Origin of the sequence: Arthrobacter sp. NPDC056493 (assembly GCF_042795115.1) — a bacterium.
In the GTDB taxonomy this organism is placed as follows: Bacteria; Actinomycetota; Actinomycetes; order Actinomycetales; family Micrococcaceae; genus Arthrobacter.
On sequence record NZ_JBHTSL010000037.1, the window covers coordinates 1 to 17,242 of the forward strand.

A 17,242-nucleotide genomic window follows, 5' to 3' on the forward strand; every position below is an offset into this window, starting at 1 on the left:
GACGGCTCGCACCGGGTCTCGCTGGACGAGGTCATCGTGACCATGCGCGAGACCGGCAAGGACATGAGCTCCAAATACAAGGAAACGGCCATGGGGGGACTGGCGGTCAACGTCGTCGAGTGCTGACCCGGTCGCTGACCCACCAGACCGGACTTAGTTGTTGGCAGCCGCCCAGAGGTTCAGGCTCGACGCGAAGATGACCCATGACAGGTAGGGCAGCATCAGCAGGCCAGCCGTGCGGCGGATCGGCCCGAACAGCAGCACAGTGGCGGCCACAGCCAGCGCCAGCGCAATGATGATGCCCAGTGCCAGCCAGAGCGCGGCCGAACCCCACACCGGATACAGCCCAAAGAAGACGGGCGTCCACGCCAGGTTCAGGGCAAGCTGTACGCCGTAGGCAGTCAGCGCAGTCCTGCGCTCCGGGCTTCTGCTTCGCCACACAAGCCATCCCGCCACGGCCATGGCCGTGTACAGCGCGGTCCAGACCGGCCCGAACACCCAGTTGGGCGGCGACCACGGCGCCTTGTCTGCCGCCGCGTACCAGCCGGTGACGTTGCTGATGGTTGCCTGTGAGCCCAGCCAGGCCACCAGCGCGCTGCCCGCCAGGAAAGCCAGAAGCGCAAGAAGGTCGACGGCGGTGCGCCGCGGCTCAGGCTGCCCGCCGTCACTGCCGCTATTGCCGCCCCCGGCTCCGGCGGCGGCCACAGGGTCCCTGCTTTCCATTGCTCTACAGTTGCGAAGGCCGCAGCCGGAGTCAAGGCGGCCCTGCCCGGGGGAGGGCAAATTGTCAGGCAGGGGTGCCACCATGGGAGCCATGGGTGATGGCTACGATCCCGGCTTCCTGCGCGAGGCCCTTGACCTGCCGGGCCCGGACGCGCCCACGGTCCTGCTTAACTACACGCACTTTTCTGTGCGGCTGATGCCCGCACGCAGGCTTGCAGCAGTGACCGGCGTCAACATTGACGGAAAATCCCTGGTGCCGCTCCAGCGCGCGGGAACCTGGCACTACGATGTCCGGGTGCCGCAGGGGCTTCAGACCGGACCCGAGGTGTACCAGAACAATGACCTGGACCGGGGCCACCTCGTCCGCCGCCTGGACCCCGTGTGGGGTGATGACGTCACCGCGGCGACCGCCAACCAGGACACCTTCTCATACCCGAACGCGGCGCCGCAGGCAGCTGAATTCAACCAGGGCAAGGAACTCTGGGCGGGCCTGGAGGACCACGTCCTCAACCACGCCAGCCAGTACGACGCCAGGATCAGCGTTTTTACCGGACCCGTCCTCGACGCCAACGACCTTCCTTACCGGGGCATCCAGATACCCCGGAAATTCTGGAAGATTGCGGCCTGGACAACGGACGGCCGGCTGGCCGCTGCCGGCTTCCTGCTGGACCAGTCCCCGCAGCTGGGCCCGGAGGAACTGGCGCGGGACGTCAGGAAACGCCTGCTGGCCGACGAGCCGCCGCCGCTCGGACCCTACCGGACCTTCCAGGTCCCCATTCCGCACATCGCTGCCCTGACCGGCATGGCGCTGACCCGCCTGGCCGACGCCGACCGGTTCGCCGCAGGCGTTCCGGAAGGCACACCGGGCGGGGCCGCCCTGGTGCTCACCGACCTTCGGCAGGTGCGGCTCTGACCAGGATCACCTGCCGGTCAGGACCGCGTGCAAGCGTCAAGCGGGCCGGGAGGCCGGACCGATAGACTTGAGGCTGCTTCTCCGGCACCTGCACGAAACGTAAGCGAAGATTGGACACGGCACACTTGCGAGAATTCACTGCCCGCTTTGCCACCTCCGAAGAGGTCGCAAACTGGGACTCCCACGTCACCGCGAATCCGAACGGCGGAAACCTGCTGCAGTCGGAGGCCTTCGCGGAGGTCAAGCAGCACTTCGGCTGGAAGACCCTCCACCTCGTCTACGAAACAGCCGACTACACGAGCTACAACCTGGTACTGGAAAAAAGCTTCCCACTGCTCGGCAAATTCTGGTACCTCATCAAGGGACCGGACGTGGCCGGCGTCGAGGACATCCCGGGCATTGCCGCGGCAAACGCAGAGTTCGTCAAGCGTGCGCGGCTGGGCGTCTTCGCCATCAAGATCGAGCCGGACATCATCCTCAGTGACGCCGCCCGCGGGGTCATCGAGGGGGCGGGGCTGGTCAAGACGCACAACCTGCAGCCCAACGACTCCACGGCTCTGCTGGATATTTCCCCCGAGGAGAACCAGCTGCTGCGCAACCTCCACTCGCGGGGACGCAACGCCGTCCGCCGCGCCATCCGCGAAGGCGTCGAGGTGCACACCGTGGACCCCAGCGAGGAAAACTTCAAGGCCATGTACGCCCTGATGACGGACACGGTCCAGGCGAAGTCGCAGGTCCGCGTCCGCGAATACGACTACTACCGCCAGTTCTGGACGAACTTCATCAAGCGCGGCCAGGGCAGGCTTATGTTCGTGTACGAAAACAATGTCCCCTCCGTGGGCGCCTTCGTGATCAACTATGGCCGCAAGGGCACCTACAAGGACGGCGGATCCCTGCAGAAGCGCAACCAGTACGGCGATTCGCATCTGGTGCAGTGGACCGCGATCAACCAGCTCAAGGAGCTGGGGTGCACGGAATACGACTTCTGCGGAACGCCGCCCAGCGACAAGCTCAAGGACACGTCGAATCCCTTCCACGGACTGGGGCTCTTCAAGACCAGCTTCAGCAAGACGGTCACGGACTTTGTCGGCTGCTATGACCAGGTCATCAGCCCGCTGAAGTACCGGGCGTGGATTGCTGCCGGCGAACGCGTCGCCCGGCAGCTCTATACCCGCCGCACCGGGCAGCAGTTTTACTGAGATATTGAACTGGTAAGGCGACAGAAGGGGGAGCCCTGATGACCAAACAACCCCGCGGCTCCAACCGGCCGCCCACGGACGGGCTGCCCAAGACGGAGCCGCTTACCGCCTCGCAGCTGCACCAGAACGCGGCGGCCAAGCGCATGCTGCGCCGGCTGGTGCAAGGCGAAAATCCGCCGACGGCGCCACTGAGCATCGTGGACAGGCTCGCCGGGAGCCCCTACGCCAATCCCATGATCCAGGTGGGCGGGATCGATGAGTCCGCACGCAAGACGATGGACTTTGCGCTGCACCTTGCCGAGTCCATGTTCCGGTACGGCGCCGGCGCCCTCGAGGTCGAAACGAGCATCATCGCCGTGACAGCGGCGCTAGGGCTTAAAAACATCGAGGTGGACATCACCAACCAGTCCGTGGGCATCAATTACGCAGCCAAGGACCAGACGCCCATCACCCTCCTGCGGGTGGTCCGTTCCTGGACGAACAATTATGCGGGGCTCGCCCAGGTCCACCAACTGGTCACCGATATCGTGGCCGGCGGTGTCGGCCGGGACGAGGCCGTCCGCCGCCTCGACGAGATTGTCCGCCGCCCCAAGCCATTCCCGCGCTGGATGGTGACGGTGGCATTCGCGGTGTTCTCGGCCGTGTTCGTGGCAGTCATCGGCGGCGGACCCGGCGCCTCGGCCGTAGCGTTCGCCTCCAACCTCCTCATCAGCCTGCTGGCCAGGAAGCTGGGCCGCTGGCGGACGCCTGACTTCTTCATTACGGCGGCCTGCTCGTTTGTGGTGACGGTGATCGCGCTGCTGCTGTGGAGGTTCGGCAGTCCCGTGGGGATCCGGCTGGCCCCTGCCATTGTGGTGGTGGGCGGAATCCTGCTGCTGCTTCCCACCGGGCGGCTCGTGTCCTCGGTCCAGGACGCCATCAACGGCTTCCCCGTGACGGCGGCCGGCAGGTTCCTGTCCACCCTGCTGACGTTTGGGGCCGTCGTCGCCGGGATCGCGGTGGCGTTTGTGGTGGGGGACAGGATCGGCATGGAGCCGATCGACGTCACCGAAACCTTCCCGCCCGCGTACCCGCTGTGGGTGCAGGTGATCCTGGTTGCCATCGCCGTCGTGGCGATCGGTGTTACGGAACAAACGGACTGGAAGCTGCTGCTTCCGACGGCGGCCGTCGGTGTGGTGGGGCACCTGGCCCTCATCGGCAGCGAGGCGATAGGCGTTGGCCCGCGATTCTCGCCGGCTCTCGCAGCTGTGGTGATCGGCCTGCTGGCCCGTGTAGTGGCCCTGAAGATGGGCGCCCCGCAGCTTGTGGTCGCCGTCCCGGCCGGCCTGATTCTCCTGCCCGGGCTCACCATTTTCCGGTCGATGTACGTCCTGACCATCGAAGAATCTGAGATCCTGCTCGGGGCCGGCGGGATGCTCAGCGCCGGGGCGATCGTCTTTGGCGTGGCCGGCGGCATTGTGCTTGGTGACACGCTGGCCCGGCCGCTCACGCGGAGCCTTGCCAGCAATGAGCGGCGGCGGTCCCGCCGCCGCTAGGGCCGGTTGGATCTTTCCGGGTCAGATCTTGCCTATCGGCAGCTTCTTCTCGGCCTGGAACACGTCCTCGACGCGGCCACTGGCCCAGTAGCCTGACAGCGAAACCTGGCTGCGGTCCAGGCCGCGCTCGCGGAACAGCACGTCCCGCAGGCCCTTCATGTAGCCGCGCTCGCCGTGCGCAAAAACGTCCACGCGGCCGTCGGGCCAGACGGCGCTGCGCACCGCCTCCACCAGCTGGCTGCTCTCACCGGCTGGAACATCGCCGCGCTGCAGCCAGACCAATTCGAGCCCGGCCGGGGCAGCAATCTCCTGGACGTCCGCGTCCGTACCCACCTCGATGAAGGCCACGCCGCGGGCGTGCGCGGGGAGGGACTCGATGACGGCTGCCAGTGCCGGCAAGGCGGCCTCGTCACCGGCCAGCAGGTACCAGTCCGCGTCCGGATCGGGGTTGTAGCCGCCGCCGGGGCCGGTGAAGATGAGGCTGTCGCCCGGTTTGGCCGCGGCGGCCCAGGGCCCGGCCAGGCCCTCGTCTCCGTGGACCACGAAATCGATGGCAAGTTCGCCGGCTGCCGTGTCCACCCAGCGGACCGTGTAGGTGCGGGTGTGCGGCCACTGCTCCCGTGGCATCGTTTCCCGGATCGCCCACAGGTCCAGGGGCTGGGGGTAATCCACCCCGGGCTGCGGGAAGACGATCTTGACGTAACGGTCCACGAAGTCGTTGTTGACGTAGTCAGCGAACCCCGCGCCGCCGGCGACAATGCGCACCATATTCGCGGAAAGCTGCTCCCGCCGAAGGACAGCCAGGGTGACCTGCGGGCGGGATTTTTTGGTGGCGGTGGTGGCGGCCGGAAGGGAAGTCATGCAGGTAAGCCTAGCCTAAGTACCTTGGTGGTACGGCCGGAAGTTTCCAGTCCACCGCACCGGCGCCCTGCTCCGCCAGCAGCGCGTTGGCGCGGCTGAACGGCCGGGAGCCGAAGAACCCGCGCGATGCAGACAGCGGGCTCGGGTGGACGCTGGACACCACCGGGGTGCTGCCCAGCAGGGGACGGACGCTCTCGGCGTCCTTGCCCCACAGCACCGCCACCAGGGGAAGCGGCCCGCCCTCTCCGGTCCGCCGGCCGGCGACGGCGGCAACAGCCGCCGTCGTAATCGTTTCCCAGCCCTTGCCGCGGTGCGATCCGGCAGCGCCCTCGCGCACGCTCAGCACGCGGTTGAGCAGCAGCACCCCTTGCTCCGCCCAGGCGCCCAGGTCGCCGTGGATGCGTGCCGGCAGGCCCAGGTCCGCCTCAAGTTCCTTGTAGATGTTGGCCAGGCTGCGCGGAATGGGACGGGTCCTGGCGTCCACGGAAAAGGCGAGTCCCACGGCGTGGCCGGGAGTCGGATAAGGATCCTGGCCCACGATCAGCACGCGCACCTCCGCCAGCGGCTGGCGGAAGGCGCGCAGAAGATTCGGCGCAGCGGGCAGAACCCGGTGCCCGGCGGCCTCCTCGCCGGCCAGGAAGGACAGCACAGACCTTAGTTCCGGCTCCACGCCGGCCAGCGCCGCGGCCCAATCCGGGGCCACCAGTTCCGCCATCGGCATCCCGGCCATCTCAGCGAAGCCAACGGTGTCCGCCCCGGTGGGCGCCAGGTGGAACAGGGGTTCCGGCTCCACTAGTGTTGCCCGCCGGCGGGAGTGGAGGCCAGCGCGAACTCGACAGCGGCCTCCACATGGATGCCGGTGGAGTCAAAGCCTGGCAGCGGCAGCTGCGCCGGGTCGAGTAGCAGGCAGATCTCTGTGCAGCCGAGAATGATGGCGTCAGCACCGTCCGACTTTGCTCGTTCCATGAGCTCCACCAGCGCCTTGCGCGAGGTGTCAAGTACTTTGCCGGCACACAGCTCGTCAAAAATGATGCTGTGCGTGAGTGCCCGGCCGTCGGGGTCCGGCACCATGACGTCGATGCCGTGTCTCTTCATCCGCTCGGCGTAAAAGCCGTGTTCCATGGTGTAGCGGGTAGCAAGCAGGAGGGGCCTATTGGCGCCGGCGGCCTGGAGCCGAAGGCGGTCTCGTCGATGATGTTGATCATTGGCACCCCGACAGATTCCTCGACGGCGTCGGCCACCAGATGCATTGTTACTGCGCAGATCATCACACAGTCGGCGCCGGCCGCCTCCAGTCCCCGGGCGACCTGGGCCAGGGACCGGCCCGCGTCCTCCCAGCGGCCGGCCTTCTGCAGGGCGACGATCTCCTGGAAATTGACGGAATGCAGGAGCACCTCCGCGGAATTCAATCCGCCCAGGCGTTCGCGCACAGCTTCGTTGAGCATCCGGTAGTAGACGGCCGAGCCTTCGAAACTCATGCCGCCGATCAGGCCGATCCTGCGCATCTCCATGTCCGGCATCCTTTCCTCGGTAATGAGCATAATTCAGCGGGAACTGCTGCACGGCGCTCGTCTTCGCCGTCCCCGGGACCTGCGGCAGGCGGCCGGCAACTGGCGGGCCGGCTGCCGCCGGATGCCCGTGCCGCAAATGACAATGCTGTTATTCCTCCGTAACATAGGCGAGGTACTTTGACCGGATTCAGCTAAGGAGAGCGCAGTGGCCGAGCCGTTGCAGGACCATCTCACGGAGCAGGATTCAGGGCAGGGCCCGGCGCCGGAGCAGGGCCTGCGAAGCGGCACGCTCCTGGACGACTTCAAGCTCAGGGATTCGCCGCTGAGCGAGCGGGAGCAGCAGATTCTCGCCCTGGAGCGGCAGTGGTGGAAGTACGCCGGCGCCAAGGAACAGGCCATCCGGGAGCTTTTTGACCTGTCCGCGACGCACTACTACCAGATCCTCAATGCCCTGATCGACACAGAGCACGCGCTGGCGCACGACCCCATGCTCGTGAAGAGATTGCGTAGACTACGTACGTCACGTCAGCGGGCCCGCACTGCACGCCGCCTGGGATCTGACGCGTAATTGCTAGTGCCGGACTGCCGGCGAAAACCAACAAGGACGCCTGTTTACCATGACTAATTTTGCTCGGGACGAATTCGACAGGGTGCCTGAGGTCTCCTCCCGGCAGGGCGTGCACCGTGCTGTCTCCGGGCCGTCGCGCCCGAAGTTGTGGCCCATCCTTTCCGCGGGAATCGGGGCGCTCGCCGTCGGCCTCGTTGCTTTCCTCCTGCTGCCGCAGCTGGGTTTCCAGCCCACCATCGCGCCGCCTGCCGCGGCGGCTGACACTTCCAGGGCATCGGCCAGCCCCACAGCGACGCCCTCTGCAAAGGCGACGCCCAGCGCCTCGGCGTCGGCTTCCGAATCGGCGTCGCCCTCCGCGCTGGAACCCGCCACATCGGAAACCGTTGCCCCTGTGGCGGTGGACAAGTCGCAGCCGGTAGCCATCTTCAACGGAACGCTGACCTCCGGCCTGGCCGGCCGGGTGGGCGCCACGGTCCAGTCCGACGGCTGGGTGCTCGGTGAGGTGGCCAACTGGCAGGGCGCTCCCCAGCAGCAGTCCGTGATCTTCTACTCGGACGCCGCCCACCGGGCCAACGCCGAGGCACTCAGTGCACTGCTGGACATCCCCACGCTGGTGGAGAGCAAGGACTTCCCCACACCCGTTGCGGTGGTGCTGGGCCCTGGCTACCAGTAGCCTTTCCGGTTACGCCTGAATAACTATTGCCTCCGCTCCGGTCCGCTGGCCTGCGCCTCTCAGGGCCTGACTGGATAGAGTGAAGGCAGGCTTCGAGGCGTAATTCATGGCACACACCGACGTGGGCCTTACGCAAGCAACCTGAAAGTGTGGGGATCATGGCATTGGGCACCGTGAAGTGGTTCAACGCGGAAAAGGGCTACGGCTTCATCACCGTTGACGGTTCGGGCGATGACGTCTTTGTGCACTGGTCGGCCATCCAGACCGACGGGTTCCGGGTGCTCGACGAGGGCCAGCGCGTGGAGCTGGAAGTGGGCGAAGGCGAAAAGGGTCCGCAGGCAGAAAAGGTCCGGCCCGTCTAGTGGCACTCCGCACAGGTCTCCGGGGTACTGCTGTCTGGGGCACCGCCGTCGTGATGACGCTGGGTGCCTGCTCGGGATCGGGAGACAACGCCCGGACAGCTCCGGTTGAAGCCAGCGGCGACGGAACGCTGCGGATCGGTCTGATCCTGGACAACACCGGACCCCAGGCCTTCCTGAACGCCGCCCAGCTGGCCGCCGCCAAGCTCGCTGTCCAGGAGATCAACGCGGCGGGCGGGCACAAGGGCAGGCCAGTCGAGCTGCTCCCCGAGTCCACCGGCGCCGACACTGCCGCGCAGGCCCGGGAACTCGCCGACGCCAAGGCGGACGTGGTGATCGGTCCCACCGATTCCAGCCACGCCCCGGCCGCTATCGACGTGCTGTCCAAGGCCAGGATCACTCTCATCTCTCCCGCAAACACCGCCGCGGAACTCAGCAGTTACAAGAACGGCGGCTACTATTTCCGCACGGCCGCGGCGGACATTGCGCAGGCTCCCGTCCTGGTGAAGCTCGCCAGGGACGCCGGGGCCAAGAGCCTCGCGGTGCTCTACGAGGACGGCAACTACGGCCAGAATGTGTCTGCCGCCGTTTCCGCTGCCGCCAAAGCCAGCGGGCTGGACCCTGTCACCGTTTCCGGCTTCAAGGCGGGCGAGGCGCAGAAGTCCGCTGGCGGCGTCCGCGACGCAGCGCCGGACGCCGTCGTCGTCATTGCCCGCGACGGTGCGCAGGGAGCCATCGCCGAGCTCACCAATGCAGGAGTGCCGGGCAACAAGCTCATCCTCGCCGACGGTGCCTTCAGGCAGTACGGCTCAGCCCTCGGGTCGAGATCGCTGGAAGGAACGCGCGCCCTGGTGCCCGGCGTCTTTCCTTCAGCGCACTTCCAGGCCGAACTCGTGGCCATCGACGCGAAACTCAAGGACACAACGTTCGCGGCCGAGACCTATGATGCCGTGAACCTCGCGGCCCTGGCCGCCGCTGTGGCGGAGGACGACGCCGGTGCCTCCATTGCCGGTACGCTCAGCGCCGTCTCCGGCGGCACTGCCGGAAGCCGGGCGTCCGCTTCCCGGTCCGGCCAGCCGGCCGTCTGCTCGGCGTACAAGGACTGCCTCGCCGCGATCCGGGACGGCAAGGCCATTGACTACGACGGTGAGTCGGGGCCAGTCCGCTTCGATGCGAACGGCGACGTCACCGTCGCGAAGTACATGGTGTTCACCTATGGAGCCGACAATAAAGCCAAGCTCACGGGCAGCGAGGCCGCCGGAAGGTCCGCCGGCTGATCGCTGGCAGCGAATACTCCGCCCGTTTGCGGGATAAAACAAGCACATCTGCTTGCACTCTCCCCGGGGGAGTGCTAATTATTGATTAGCACTCCAGCGTGCCGACTGCTAAAGGGTCGTCCGGTTCCGGCCGGCACCACCCCGGCGGCGGCGCAAGGAGCGAAAGAAACACCTGGTTGGGGTGAGATCCGGACTGTCGGGCGTACAGAGGCCCGCGGAAAGGATCGTCCGTCGCGGGCACCGCAGCGAGGTTCCTTCTTAACGACTGTCCCGAAAGGACTACTGCCGTTATGGCCAAGATCATTGCATTTGATGAAGAGGCACGCCGCGGTCTTGAGCGGGGCCTGAACATCCTCGCCGACGCCGTCAAGGTCACCCTCGGCCCGCGTGGCCGCAACGTCGTCCTCGAAAAGAAGTGGGGCGCCCCCACGATCACCAACGATGGTGTCTCCATCGCCAAGGAGATCGAGCTGGACGATCCCTACGAGAAGATCGGCGCCGAGCTGGTCAAGGAAGTTGCCAAGAAGACGGATGACGTCGCTGGCGACGGCACCACCACGGCTACTGTCCTGGCCCAGGCACTGGTCAAGGAAGGCCTGCGCAACGTCGCGGCCGGCGCTGACCCGCTGTCCCTCAAGCGCGGCATCGAGAAGGCCGTTGAAGCCGTCACCACCGAGCTCCTGGCCTCCGCCAAGGAAATCGAAACCAAGGAAGAGATCGCGGCCACGGCTTCCATCTCCGCCGGTGACGACGAAATCGGCGCCCTGATCGCCGAAGCCCTGGACAAGGTGGGCAAGGAAGGCGTCATCACGGTCGAGGAGTCCAACACCTTCGGCCTCGAGCTGGAGCTCACCGAAGGCATGCGCTTCGACAAGGGCTACATCTCCGCTTACTTCGTCACGGACACCGAGCGCCAGGAAACGGTCCTTGAGGACCCGTACATCCTGATCGTCAACTCCAAGATCTCCAACGTCAAGGAACTGGTTGCTGTCCTCGAGAAGGTCATGCAGTCCAACAAGCCGCTGCTGATCATCGCCGAAGACATCGAGGGCGAGGCCCTGGCCACCCTGATCGTCAACAAGATCCGCGGCACCTTCAAGTCCGTCGCCGTCAAGGCTCCGGGCTTCGGTGACCGCCGCAAGGCGCAGCTGGCCGACATCGCCATCCTCACCGGTGGCCAGGTCATCGCCGAGGAAGTCGGCCTCAAGCTTGAGACCGCCGGCCTCGACCTCCTGGGCAAGGCACGCAAGGTTGTCGTGACCAAGGACGAGACCACCATCGTCGAAGGTGCAGGCGACGCCGACCAGATCGCCGGCCGCGTTTCCCAGATCCGCGCCGAGATCGAAAACTCCGACTCGGACTACGACCGCGAGAAGCTGCAGGAACGCCTGGCCAAGCTGGCCGGCGGCGTTGCAGTCATCAAGGCCGGTGCCGCAACGGAGGTTGAGCTCAAGGAGCGCAAGCACCGCATTGAGGACGCTGTCCGCAACGCAAAGGCTGCCGTCGAAGAAGGCATCGTTGCCGGTGGTGGCGTGGCCCTGATCCAGGCCGGCGCCAAGGCATTCGCCAACCTGCAGCTCCAAGGCGACGAAGCAACCGGTGCGAACATCGTCCGCGTTGCCATCGACGCCCCGCTGAAGCAGATCGCCTTCAACGCCGGCCTTGAGCCCGGCGTCGTGGTGGACAAGGTCCGCGGCCTGCCCGCCGGCCACGGCCTGAACGCTGCAACCGGCGAGTACGTCGACCTGCTGGCTGCCGGCGTGAACGACCCCGTCAAGGTAACCCGCTCTGCCCTGCAGAACGCGGCTTCCATTGCCGGCCTGTTCCTCACCACCGAAGCCGTTGTGGCTGACAAGCCGGAGAAGAGCGCTCCGGCCGTCGGCGGCGGCGACGACATGGGCGGCATGGGCGGCTTCTAGCCTCCCGCTGCTCCAAGCTGGCTAATGAGTGCGGCCCCCTCCACGGAGGGGGCCGCACTTTTTGTCTGCGCATGTTTGTCCTTGCAGTCTGGCAGGATGGTTCGGTGACGATTACTGCAGCAGCCGACGGTTCGGCATTGGGAAACCCGGGTCCCGCAGGATGGGCCTGGTACGTGAACGACGACTGCTGGCGGGCCGGCGGCTGGCCGCACGGCACCAACAACCAGGGTGAGCTGATGGCCGTGCTGGACCTCTTCCGCTCCACCGCGCACCTCCCCGACGAGGACCTGCACATACTCTGCGACAGCCAGTACGTGATCAATTCGGTGACGAAGTGGATGCCCGGCTGGAAGCGCAAGGGGTGGCGCAAGGCGGACGGCAAGCCCGTGCTGAACGTGGACATCCTCAAGGACATCGACCGGGAGCTCGCCGGGCGCAAGTACCGGTTCGAATGGGTCAAGGGGCACGCCGGGCACGAACTGAACGAGGCCGCCGACGAGCGGGCAAGGGCCGTGGCACTCGCCTACCAGCAGGGCGTTGCCGCGCGCTCAGGACCGGGGTTCCCCGACGCGGAACCGGCTGCAGCCCGGCGGCCTGTCAAGGAGGGCCGTGGCGGGGGCGGCATCCCTTCGCTGTTCGAACCTGTTGCACCGGCCCGGGGCGCGGCCGCGACCCCGGCCCGCAGTGATGCCGCCAACCAGGGCCGCATTGAGCCAGCACCCCCGGTTCTCTTCGGATCCGACGAGCCTGATCTCTTCAGCGAACTGGGTGCCGGCGAACTTGGTGACGAGGCGTTTGCGGAACTTCCGGCGGGCGCCACGCCCGAAGAGATTGTCGAGGCCCTGGAACGTGAGCTCCTCCGCCCGGACGTCCGCAGCGACATCGGGCGCACCGGACAGCTCCTGCACCCGGACTTCACGGAAATCGGAACCGCCGGCCGGCTCTGGACCCGCGACGCGATGATGATGTCCCTCGAGGAAAGCCCGGGCGGTCCCGTCGACCTGGACGTACTCAGCGCCGACCGGATCGGTGCGGACACGATCCTGCTGACCTACCGCAGCTATTCCCGCGCCGGCTCAGCGCTGCGCAGTTCCCTGTGGGTTCTGGACGGCGACCAGTGGCGCCTGCGGTTCCACCAGGGCACGCCCGAGGCATGAGCGGCCCCTGGCGTCAGCTGAACGCTGTGTCAGCTGGAGCGCCCGGCGTCAGCTGAAGCGTTGCGCGTTGCCCTGCTCCGCCTGGGCGTAGGTGTCCGCGGCCGACGACAGGGCCAGGTTGATGGAGGCGAGCGAGGCCTCAACCTTGCCCTGCGTCAGCGTCCACTCGGCCACAAGGGCCTGGAAATTGGTTGCCGCCGAACCGCGCCACGTGGCCTGCAGTTCGTCCAGGCCATGCTTCATCGCCTGGACGTCGGCGCTGATCCGGTCAACAGTTGCCTTGACGTTGGCTGACTTCACCTGCAGTAGGTCGGTATCGACGGAAATGATACTCATGGCGGGCCTCTCGACAATTAGGGCGACTGCCCCGGAAGGACAGCCGCTGTGGCTGGCGGACCGGCCGTTTCGGTCCGCTACGTCGAGCCTAGGAACCCGCCGGCACCCGCCGCCACAGCGGGATTCGCCATGTGGATAACCTCCGTCGGCAGCCCGGCTACCGCCCGCCGGCTGCCCGGTTCCCGCCGGTAACGCCGTCCCTGCCAACACGGTCCCCGGCAACGCTGTCCGAGAACGTCCCGATGCCATCGACCCCGATGCCACCCACCTCCGTACGGTCCACTTCCGCACCGTCCACGCCATGGCTGTCGGCCTCATGACCGTCCCACTCGGGGGAGTCCTCGCGAACGGGGAGGCTGACCACGAGTGTTGCGCCGCCGCCGTCGGTACCGTCCACCCGGACGGTGCCGCCGTGCGAGCCGACAATGGCAGCCACGATAGCCAGTCCCAGGCCGCTGCCGCCCGTCTCCCGGGTGCGCGACGTGTCGGCCCGGTAGAAGCGTTCAAAGACCCGGGGGGCCTCTGTGTCGGAGATCCCGGGGCCGTGGTCCCGGACTTCGAGGACGGACATGGCGGCACCGTCGTCGGCCCGCCGGACGCCCACGGCCAGCTCGATGGGTGTTCCCCCGGGCGTGTAGCGCAGCGCGTTGCCCACCAGGTTGCCGATGACCTGGCGCAGCTTCGCCTCGTCGCCGAGCACGGGCGCCGGTTCGGCGCTGCCGCTGTGCAGGCCGGTCAGGGTGATGGCGCGCTTTCGTTCGCTGGCCTGGGTGTCCACCACCGCGTCATGCGCGAGCAGCTGCAGGTCGATGGGCTTGCGCTGCAGCGGCCGCTGCTCGTCCAGCCGTGCCAGCAGCAGCAGGTCCTCCACCATGGAGCCCATCCGCTTGGCCTCGCTCTCGATCCGGCCCATGGCGCTGGCCACATCCTCCGAGGACTGCAGCGCGCCATGCCGGTAAAGCTCCGAGTAGCCCCGAATCGTCACCAGCGGGGTGCGCAGCTCGTGGGACGCGTCCGCGGCAAACCGGCGCATCCGGTCCTCGGAGGCCATGCGGGCCGCGAACGCCGCCTCGATGTGGGCGAGCATGGCGTTCAGCGACCTGCCGAGACGGCCCACTTCCGTGGAGGGGTTCTGCACATCGACGCGCCGCGACAGGTCGCCGGCGGCAATGGCGGCGGCGGTCTTCTCCACCCTGGCCAGGGGGCGGAAGGACCTGGTGACGGTCCAGTTGGCGATAAAGAAGGCGAGGACGAGCGTCAGCAGGCCAACACCCACCACCACGAGGCTGATGTGGCGCAGTACCTCATCTACCGTGGAGAGCGGCAGCCCGATGACCACCACCGCCCGCTGCTGCTCAGTCCCAACCACAACAGGGACCGCCACCACGCGCCAGTTCTTACTGTCGGTGCCCCGCACCTGGTAGGGGCGGAAATCACGCTCGCGGGCCTCGTCCACGGAGATCGACGCGATGTCCGGGCGGGCGCCCTTGTCGTCGATGGGATCCGGCTGCGTCCCCGGGTAGTAGAGCGTCACCGTGTAGTCCGTGGGGACCGCCGGGTTGGCAATGGGGGAGATCGAGCGCTGCGACTGGGCGGCGGTGACGGCGGCCCGCAGCTTGTCGTCCACCTGGCCCTCGAGGTAGCCGCGCAGCAGCGTCAGCGCACCCGCCCCCGTTACGGCCAGGGCCACCAGCAGGAGGGCCATCATGATGGCCACCAGCTGGGACCGAAGGGTGGCGGACTTCCAGCGCTCCAGCGCGGACTTCCAACGCTCCAGCAAGATCAGCGCTTCTCTGCTGTCCGCAGCACGTAGCCGACGCCGCGCTTGGTCTGGATCAGGGCCGGGGCGTCGGGATCGATGTCCACTTTGCGCCGCAGGTAGGAGATGTAGGACTCGACGATGGAGGCGTCACCGTTGAAGTCGTATTCCCAAACGTGGTCCAGGATCTGTGCCTTGGACAGGACCCGGTTCGGATTGAGCATCAGGTACCGGAGCAGCTTGAATTCGGTGGGGGACAGTTCGATCACCTTGCCGCCGCGGCGCACCTCGTGCGCGTCGTCGTCGAGCTCCAGATCGTCCACCCGGATGACGGCCTCGTCATCCTCCAGCATCGGCTGCGTCCTGCGGAGCACGGCGCGGATGCGGGCCACCACCTCATCAAGACTGAAGGGTTTGGTGACGTAGTCGTCCCCGCCCACCGTCAGCCCCGTGACCTTGTCCTCGGTGTCATCCTTGGCGGTCAGGAAGAGGACCGGGAAATGCTTGCCCGCCGCGCGCAGCCGGCGGGTGACGGTGAAGCCGTCCATGTCCGGAAGCATGACGTCCAGCACCGCGAGGTCGGGCGCGTGCGCCTCGACGGCTGCCAGCGCCTCCCGCCCGTTTCCCGCCGACACCACTTCAAAACCGGCGAAGCGCAAGGACGTGGAAAGCAGCTCGCGGATGTTCGGTTCGTCATCAACCACGAGGAGCTTCGCTTCGGCGCTGTTCTTTTTCATATTTCCCATGATGCTCCCAGAATCTGGGAGTTTTCTGAATGAATGTTGTGTGTTGCTTGGGTCAGCAGGATTCGACGTCCTTGGCGTCCATGATGCGGTAGGCGTAGCCCTGCTCGGCCAGGAAGCGCTGGCGTTTGGCCGCGAAATCCTGGTCAAGGGTGTCCCGGGCAACGAGGGAGTAGAAACGTGCCGCCCGCCCGTCCTGCTTGGGCCGGAGCAACCGGCCGAGCCGCTGGGCCTCCTCCTGGCGTGAACCGAAGGAGCCGGAGACCTGGATGGCCACGGAGGCCTCCGGCAGGTCGATGGAGAAGTTGGCCACCTTGGACACCACGAGGGTCTGGAGCTCCCCGGCGCGGAAGGCGTCAAAGAGCTTCTGGCGGGCCTTGACCGAGGTTTCGCCTTTGATGACCGGAGCGTCCAGCCGCTCGCCGAGTTCGTCGAGCTGGTCGATGTACTGCCCGATCACCAGGACCTGCTCGCCCCGGTGGTGTTCCACCAGCTGTTCGGCCACGAGGGTCTTCGTCTCGGAAGTGGCGCACAGCCGGTACTTGTCCGCATCCTCGGCCATGGCGTAGGCCACCCGCTCGTCCTTGGGCAGGTCCACGCGGACCTCCACGCAGTCCGCGGGGGCGATGTAGCCCTGGGCCTCGATGTCCTTCCACGGCGCGTCGTAGCGCTTGGGGCCGATGAGGCTGAAAACCTCGCCTTCCCGGCCGTCTTCACGCACCAGGGTTGCCGTGAGTCCGAGCCGCCGGCGCGCCTGCAGGTCCGCCGTCATCCGGAAGATCGGCGCGGGCAGCAGGTGGACCTCGTCGTAGATGATCAGGCCCCAGTCGTGGCCGTCGACGAGCTCAAGGTGCGGGTACAGGCCGCCGCGCTTGGTGGTGAGGACCTGGTAGGTAGCGATCGTCACCGGCCGGACTTCCTTGACGGCGCCCGAATACTCGCCGATCTCCTCCTCCGTCAGCGAGGTCCGCCGGAGCAGCTCGTCCTTCCACTGCCGTGCCGCCACCGTGTTGGTGACGAGGATCAGCGTTGTGGTGGAACTCGTGGCCATCGCCGCCGCGCCCACGAGCGTCTTTCCCGCGCCGCAGGGGAGCACGACGACGCCGCTGCCGCCCGCCCAGAAGTTCTCCGTGGCCAGCCGCTGGTACGGCCTCAGTTTCCATCCCGACTCGTCCAGCATGATGAGGTGCGGCGTGCCGTCGACGTAACCGGCCAGGTCCTCGGCGGGCCAGCCGATCTTGAGCAGCAGCTGCTTCAGCTGGCCGCGCTGCGAGGAATGGACCACCACGGTCTCGGCATCGATCCGCGGACCCAGCAGCGGTTGGATCTTCTTGGCCCTGCTGACCTCCTCCAGCACAGGGTAGTCGTTGGTGCGCATGACCAGCCCGTGTTGTGGGTCCTTTTCCAGCCGCAGCCTGCCGTACCGGGACATGGTTTCCTCGATGTCGATCAGCAGCGAGTGCGGCACCGGGAAGCGGGAGTACTTCAGCAGGGTGTCCAGTACCTTCTCGGCGTCGAGCCCTGCGGCCCGGGCGTTCCAGAGCCCCAGCGGGGTGAGCCGGTAGCTGTGCATGTGCTCGGGTGCGCGCTCCAGTTCGGCGAAGGCCGCGATGGCGTGCCTGGCCTCCGTCGCCTGCTCATGGTCCACTTCGAGGAGGATGGTTTTGTCGCTCTGGACAATCAGGGGGCCGTCATTCACGCAGGTACAA

Annotated in this window: 19 protein-coding genes; 10 read left to right on the forward strand and 9 right to left on the reverse strand. The window is 66.8% G+C overall.

The window, feature by feature from the left end:
* Window positions 1–126, forward strand: a 126-nt coding sequence (locus ACFQ50_RS15125) for an L-serine ammonia-lyase, iron-sulfur-dependent, subunit alpha (RefSeq protein ID WP_377996454.1), incomplete at its 5' end; no start/stop codon positions are given.
* A gap of 27 nt (window positions 127–153) precedes the next feature.
* Here the strand turns inward: ACFQ50_RS15125 and ACFQ50_RS15130 are convergent.
* Window positions 154–723, reverse strand: a complete 570-nt coding sequence (locus ACFQ50_RS15130) for a TspO/MBR family protein (protein ID WP_377996385.1) — start codon at window positions 721–723, stop codon at window positions 154–156.
* Window positions 724–784: 61 nt separating this feature from the next.
* On the opposite strand from ACFQ50_RS15130, the gene ACFQ50_RS15135 reads away from it, so the two are divergent.
* The 3 genes from ACFQ50_RS15135 to ACFQ50_RS15145 all read left to right on the forward strand — a co-directional run bounded on the left by ACFQ50_RS15135 (window position 785) and on the right by ACFQ50_RS15145 (window position 4,370).
* The gene (locus ACFQ50_RS15135) at window positions 785–1,636 is read left to right on the forward strand and encodes a DNA/RNA non-specific endonuclease (RefSeq protein ID WP_377996386.1); all 852 of its coding nucleotides are present in this window, start codon (window positions 785–787) and stop codon (window positions 1,634–1,636) included.
* 125 nt (window positions 1,637–1,761) lie between these two features.
* The gene (locus tag ACFQ50_RS15140) at window positions 1,762–2,835 is read left to right on the forward strand and encodes a lipid II:glycine glycyltransferase FemX (protein ID WP_377996387.1); all 1,074 of its coding nucleotides are present in this window, start codon (window positions 1,762–1,764) and stop codon (window positions 2,833–2,835) included.
* Window positions 2,836–2,873: 38 nt separating this feature from the next.
* Window positions 2,874–4,370, forward strand: coding sequence for a threonine/serine exporter ThrE family protein (locus ACFQ50_RS15145; RefSeq protein WP_377996388.1), 1,497 nt, complete (start codon window positions 2,874–2,876; stop codon window positions 4,368–4,370).
* A 21-nt stretch (window positions 4,371–4,391) separates the two neighbouring features.
* Here ACFQ50_RS15145 and ACFQ50_RS15150 read toward each other — a convergent pair whose 3' ends face one another.
* The 4 genes from ACFQ50_RS15150 to ACFQ50_RS15165 form a co-directional block, all read right to left on the reverse strand.
* Complete coding sequence (locus ACFQ50_RS15150; protein ID WP_377996389.1) at window positions 4,392–5,231, reverse strand: siderophore-interacting protein; 840 nt, start codon at window positions 5,229–5,231, stop codon at window positions 4,392–4,394.
* Window positions 5,232–5,241: 10 nt separating this feature from the next.
* Window positions 5,242–5,961 (reverse strand): uracil-DNA glycosylase, encoded by a 720-nt coding sequence (locus ACFQ50_RS15155; protein ID WP_377996455.1) that lies wholly within the window; start codon window positions 5,959–5,961, stop codon window positions 5,242–5,244.
* 62 nt (window positions 5,962–6,023) lie between these two features.
* Window positions 6,024–6,353, reverse strand: coding sequence for an aspartate/glutamate racemase family protein (locus ACFQ50_RS15160; RefSeq protein ID WP_377996391.1), 330 nt, complete (start codon window positions 6,351–6,353; stop codon window positions 6,024–6,026).
* Window positions 6,323–6,742: an aspartate/glutamate racemase family protein gene (locus ACFQ50_RS15165; RefSeq protein ID WP_377996393.1), complete on the reverse strand. Its 420-nt coding sequence runs from the start codon at window positions 6,740–6,742 to the stop codon at window positions 6,323–6,325. Before ACFQ50_RS15165 ends, ACFQ50_RS15160 begins: the two co-directional genes overlap by 31 nt.
* A 205-nt stretch (window positions 6,743–6,947) precedes the next feature.
* Here ACFQ50_RS15165 and ACFQ50_RS15170 point away from each other — a divergent pair, with 205 nt between their 5' ends.
* The 6 genes from ACFQ50_RS15170 to ACFQ50_RS15195 all read left to right on the forward strand — a co-directional run bounded on the left by ACFQ50_RS15170 (window position 6,948) and on the right by ACFQ50_RS15195 (window position 12,695).
* Window positions 6,948–7,310 carry a DUF3263 domain-containing protein gene (locus ACFQ50_RS15170; protein ID WP_377996394.1) on the forward strand — a complete coding sequence of 121 codons (363 nt, stop codon included), beginning with the start codon at window positions 6,948–6,950 and terminating at the stop codon, window positions 7,308–7,310.
* Window positions 7,311–7,359: 49 nt separating this feature from the next.
* Entirely contained in the window at window positions 7,360–7,983 is a 624-nt protein-coding gene (locus ACFQ50_RS15175; RefSeq protein ID WP_377996396.1) for a LytR C-terminal domain-containing protein, read from the forward strand.
* A gap of 158 nt (window positions 7,984–8,141) precedes the next feature.
* The gene (locus ACFQ50_RS15180; protein ID WP_377996398.1) at window positions 8,142–8,345 is read left to right on the forward strand and encodes a cold-shock protein; all 204 of its coding nucleotides are present in this window, start codon (window positions 8,142–8,144) and stop codon (window positions 8,343–8,345) included.
* Window positions 8,345–9,619 (forward strand): ABC transporter substrate-binding protein, encoded by a 1,275-nt coding sequence (locus ACFQ50_RS15185; protein ID WP_377996400.1) that lies wholly within the window; start codon window positions 8,345–8,347, stop codon window positions 9,617–9,619. The genes ACFQ50_RS15180 and ACFQ50_RS15185 overlap by 1 nt, the downstream gene beginning before the upstream one ends.
* Before the next feature lie 290 nt (window positions 9,620–9,909).
* A complete protein-coding gene (gene groL, locus ACFQ50_RS15190) occupies window positions 9,910–11,538 on the forward strand; it encodes a chaperonin GroEL (protein WP_377996401.1) in 1,629 nt (542 codons plus the stop codon).
* 104 nt (window positions 11,539–11,642) lie between these two features.
* Window positions 11,643–12,695, forward strand: a complete 1,053-nt coding sequence (locus ACFQ50_RS15195) for an RNase H family protein (protein WP_377996402.1) — start codon at window positions 11,643–11,645, stop codon at window positions 12,693–12,695.
* A gap of 48 nt (window positions 12,696–12,743) precedes the next feature.
* Here the strand turns inward: ACFQ50_RS15195 and ACFQ50_RS15200 are convergent, their stop codons facing one another.
* The 4 genes from ACFQ50_RS15200 to ACFQ50_RS15215 all read right to left on the reverse strand — a co-directional run bounded on the left by ACFQ50_RS15200 (window position 12,744) and on the right by ACFQ50_RS15215 (window position 17,232).
* Window positions 12,744–13,031 (reverse strand): WXG100 family type VII secretion target, encoded by a 288-nt coding sequence (locus tag ACFQ50_RS15200; RefSeq protein ID WP_111902971.1) that lies wholly within the window; start codon window positions 13,029–13,031, stop codon window positions 12,744–12,746.
* 157 nt (window positions 13,032–13,188) lie between these two features.
* Window positions 13,189–14,739 carry a sensor histidine kinase gene (locus tag ACFQ50_RS15205; protein WP_377996456.1) on the reverse strand — a complete coding sequence of 517 codons (1,551 nt, stop codon included), beginning with the start codon at window positions 14,737–14,739 and terminating at the stop codon, window positions 13,189–13,191.
* 74 nt (window positions 14,740–14,813) lie between these two features.
* Entirely contained in the window at window positions 14,814–15,527 is a 714-nt protein-coding gene (locus ACFQ50_RS15210; protein ID WP_043419482.1) for a response regulator transcription factor, read from the reverse strand.
* Between the two features lie 61 nt (window positions 15,528–15,588).
* Complete coding sequence (locus ACFQ50_RS15215; RefSeq protein WP_377996404.1) at window positions 15,589–17,232, reverse strand: DNA repair helicase XPB; 1,644 nt, start codon at window positions 17,230–17,232, stop codon at window positions 15,589–15,591.
* Window positions 17,233–17,242 lie beyond the last annotated feature (10 nt).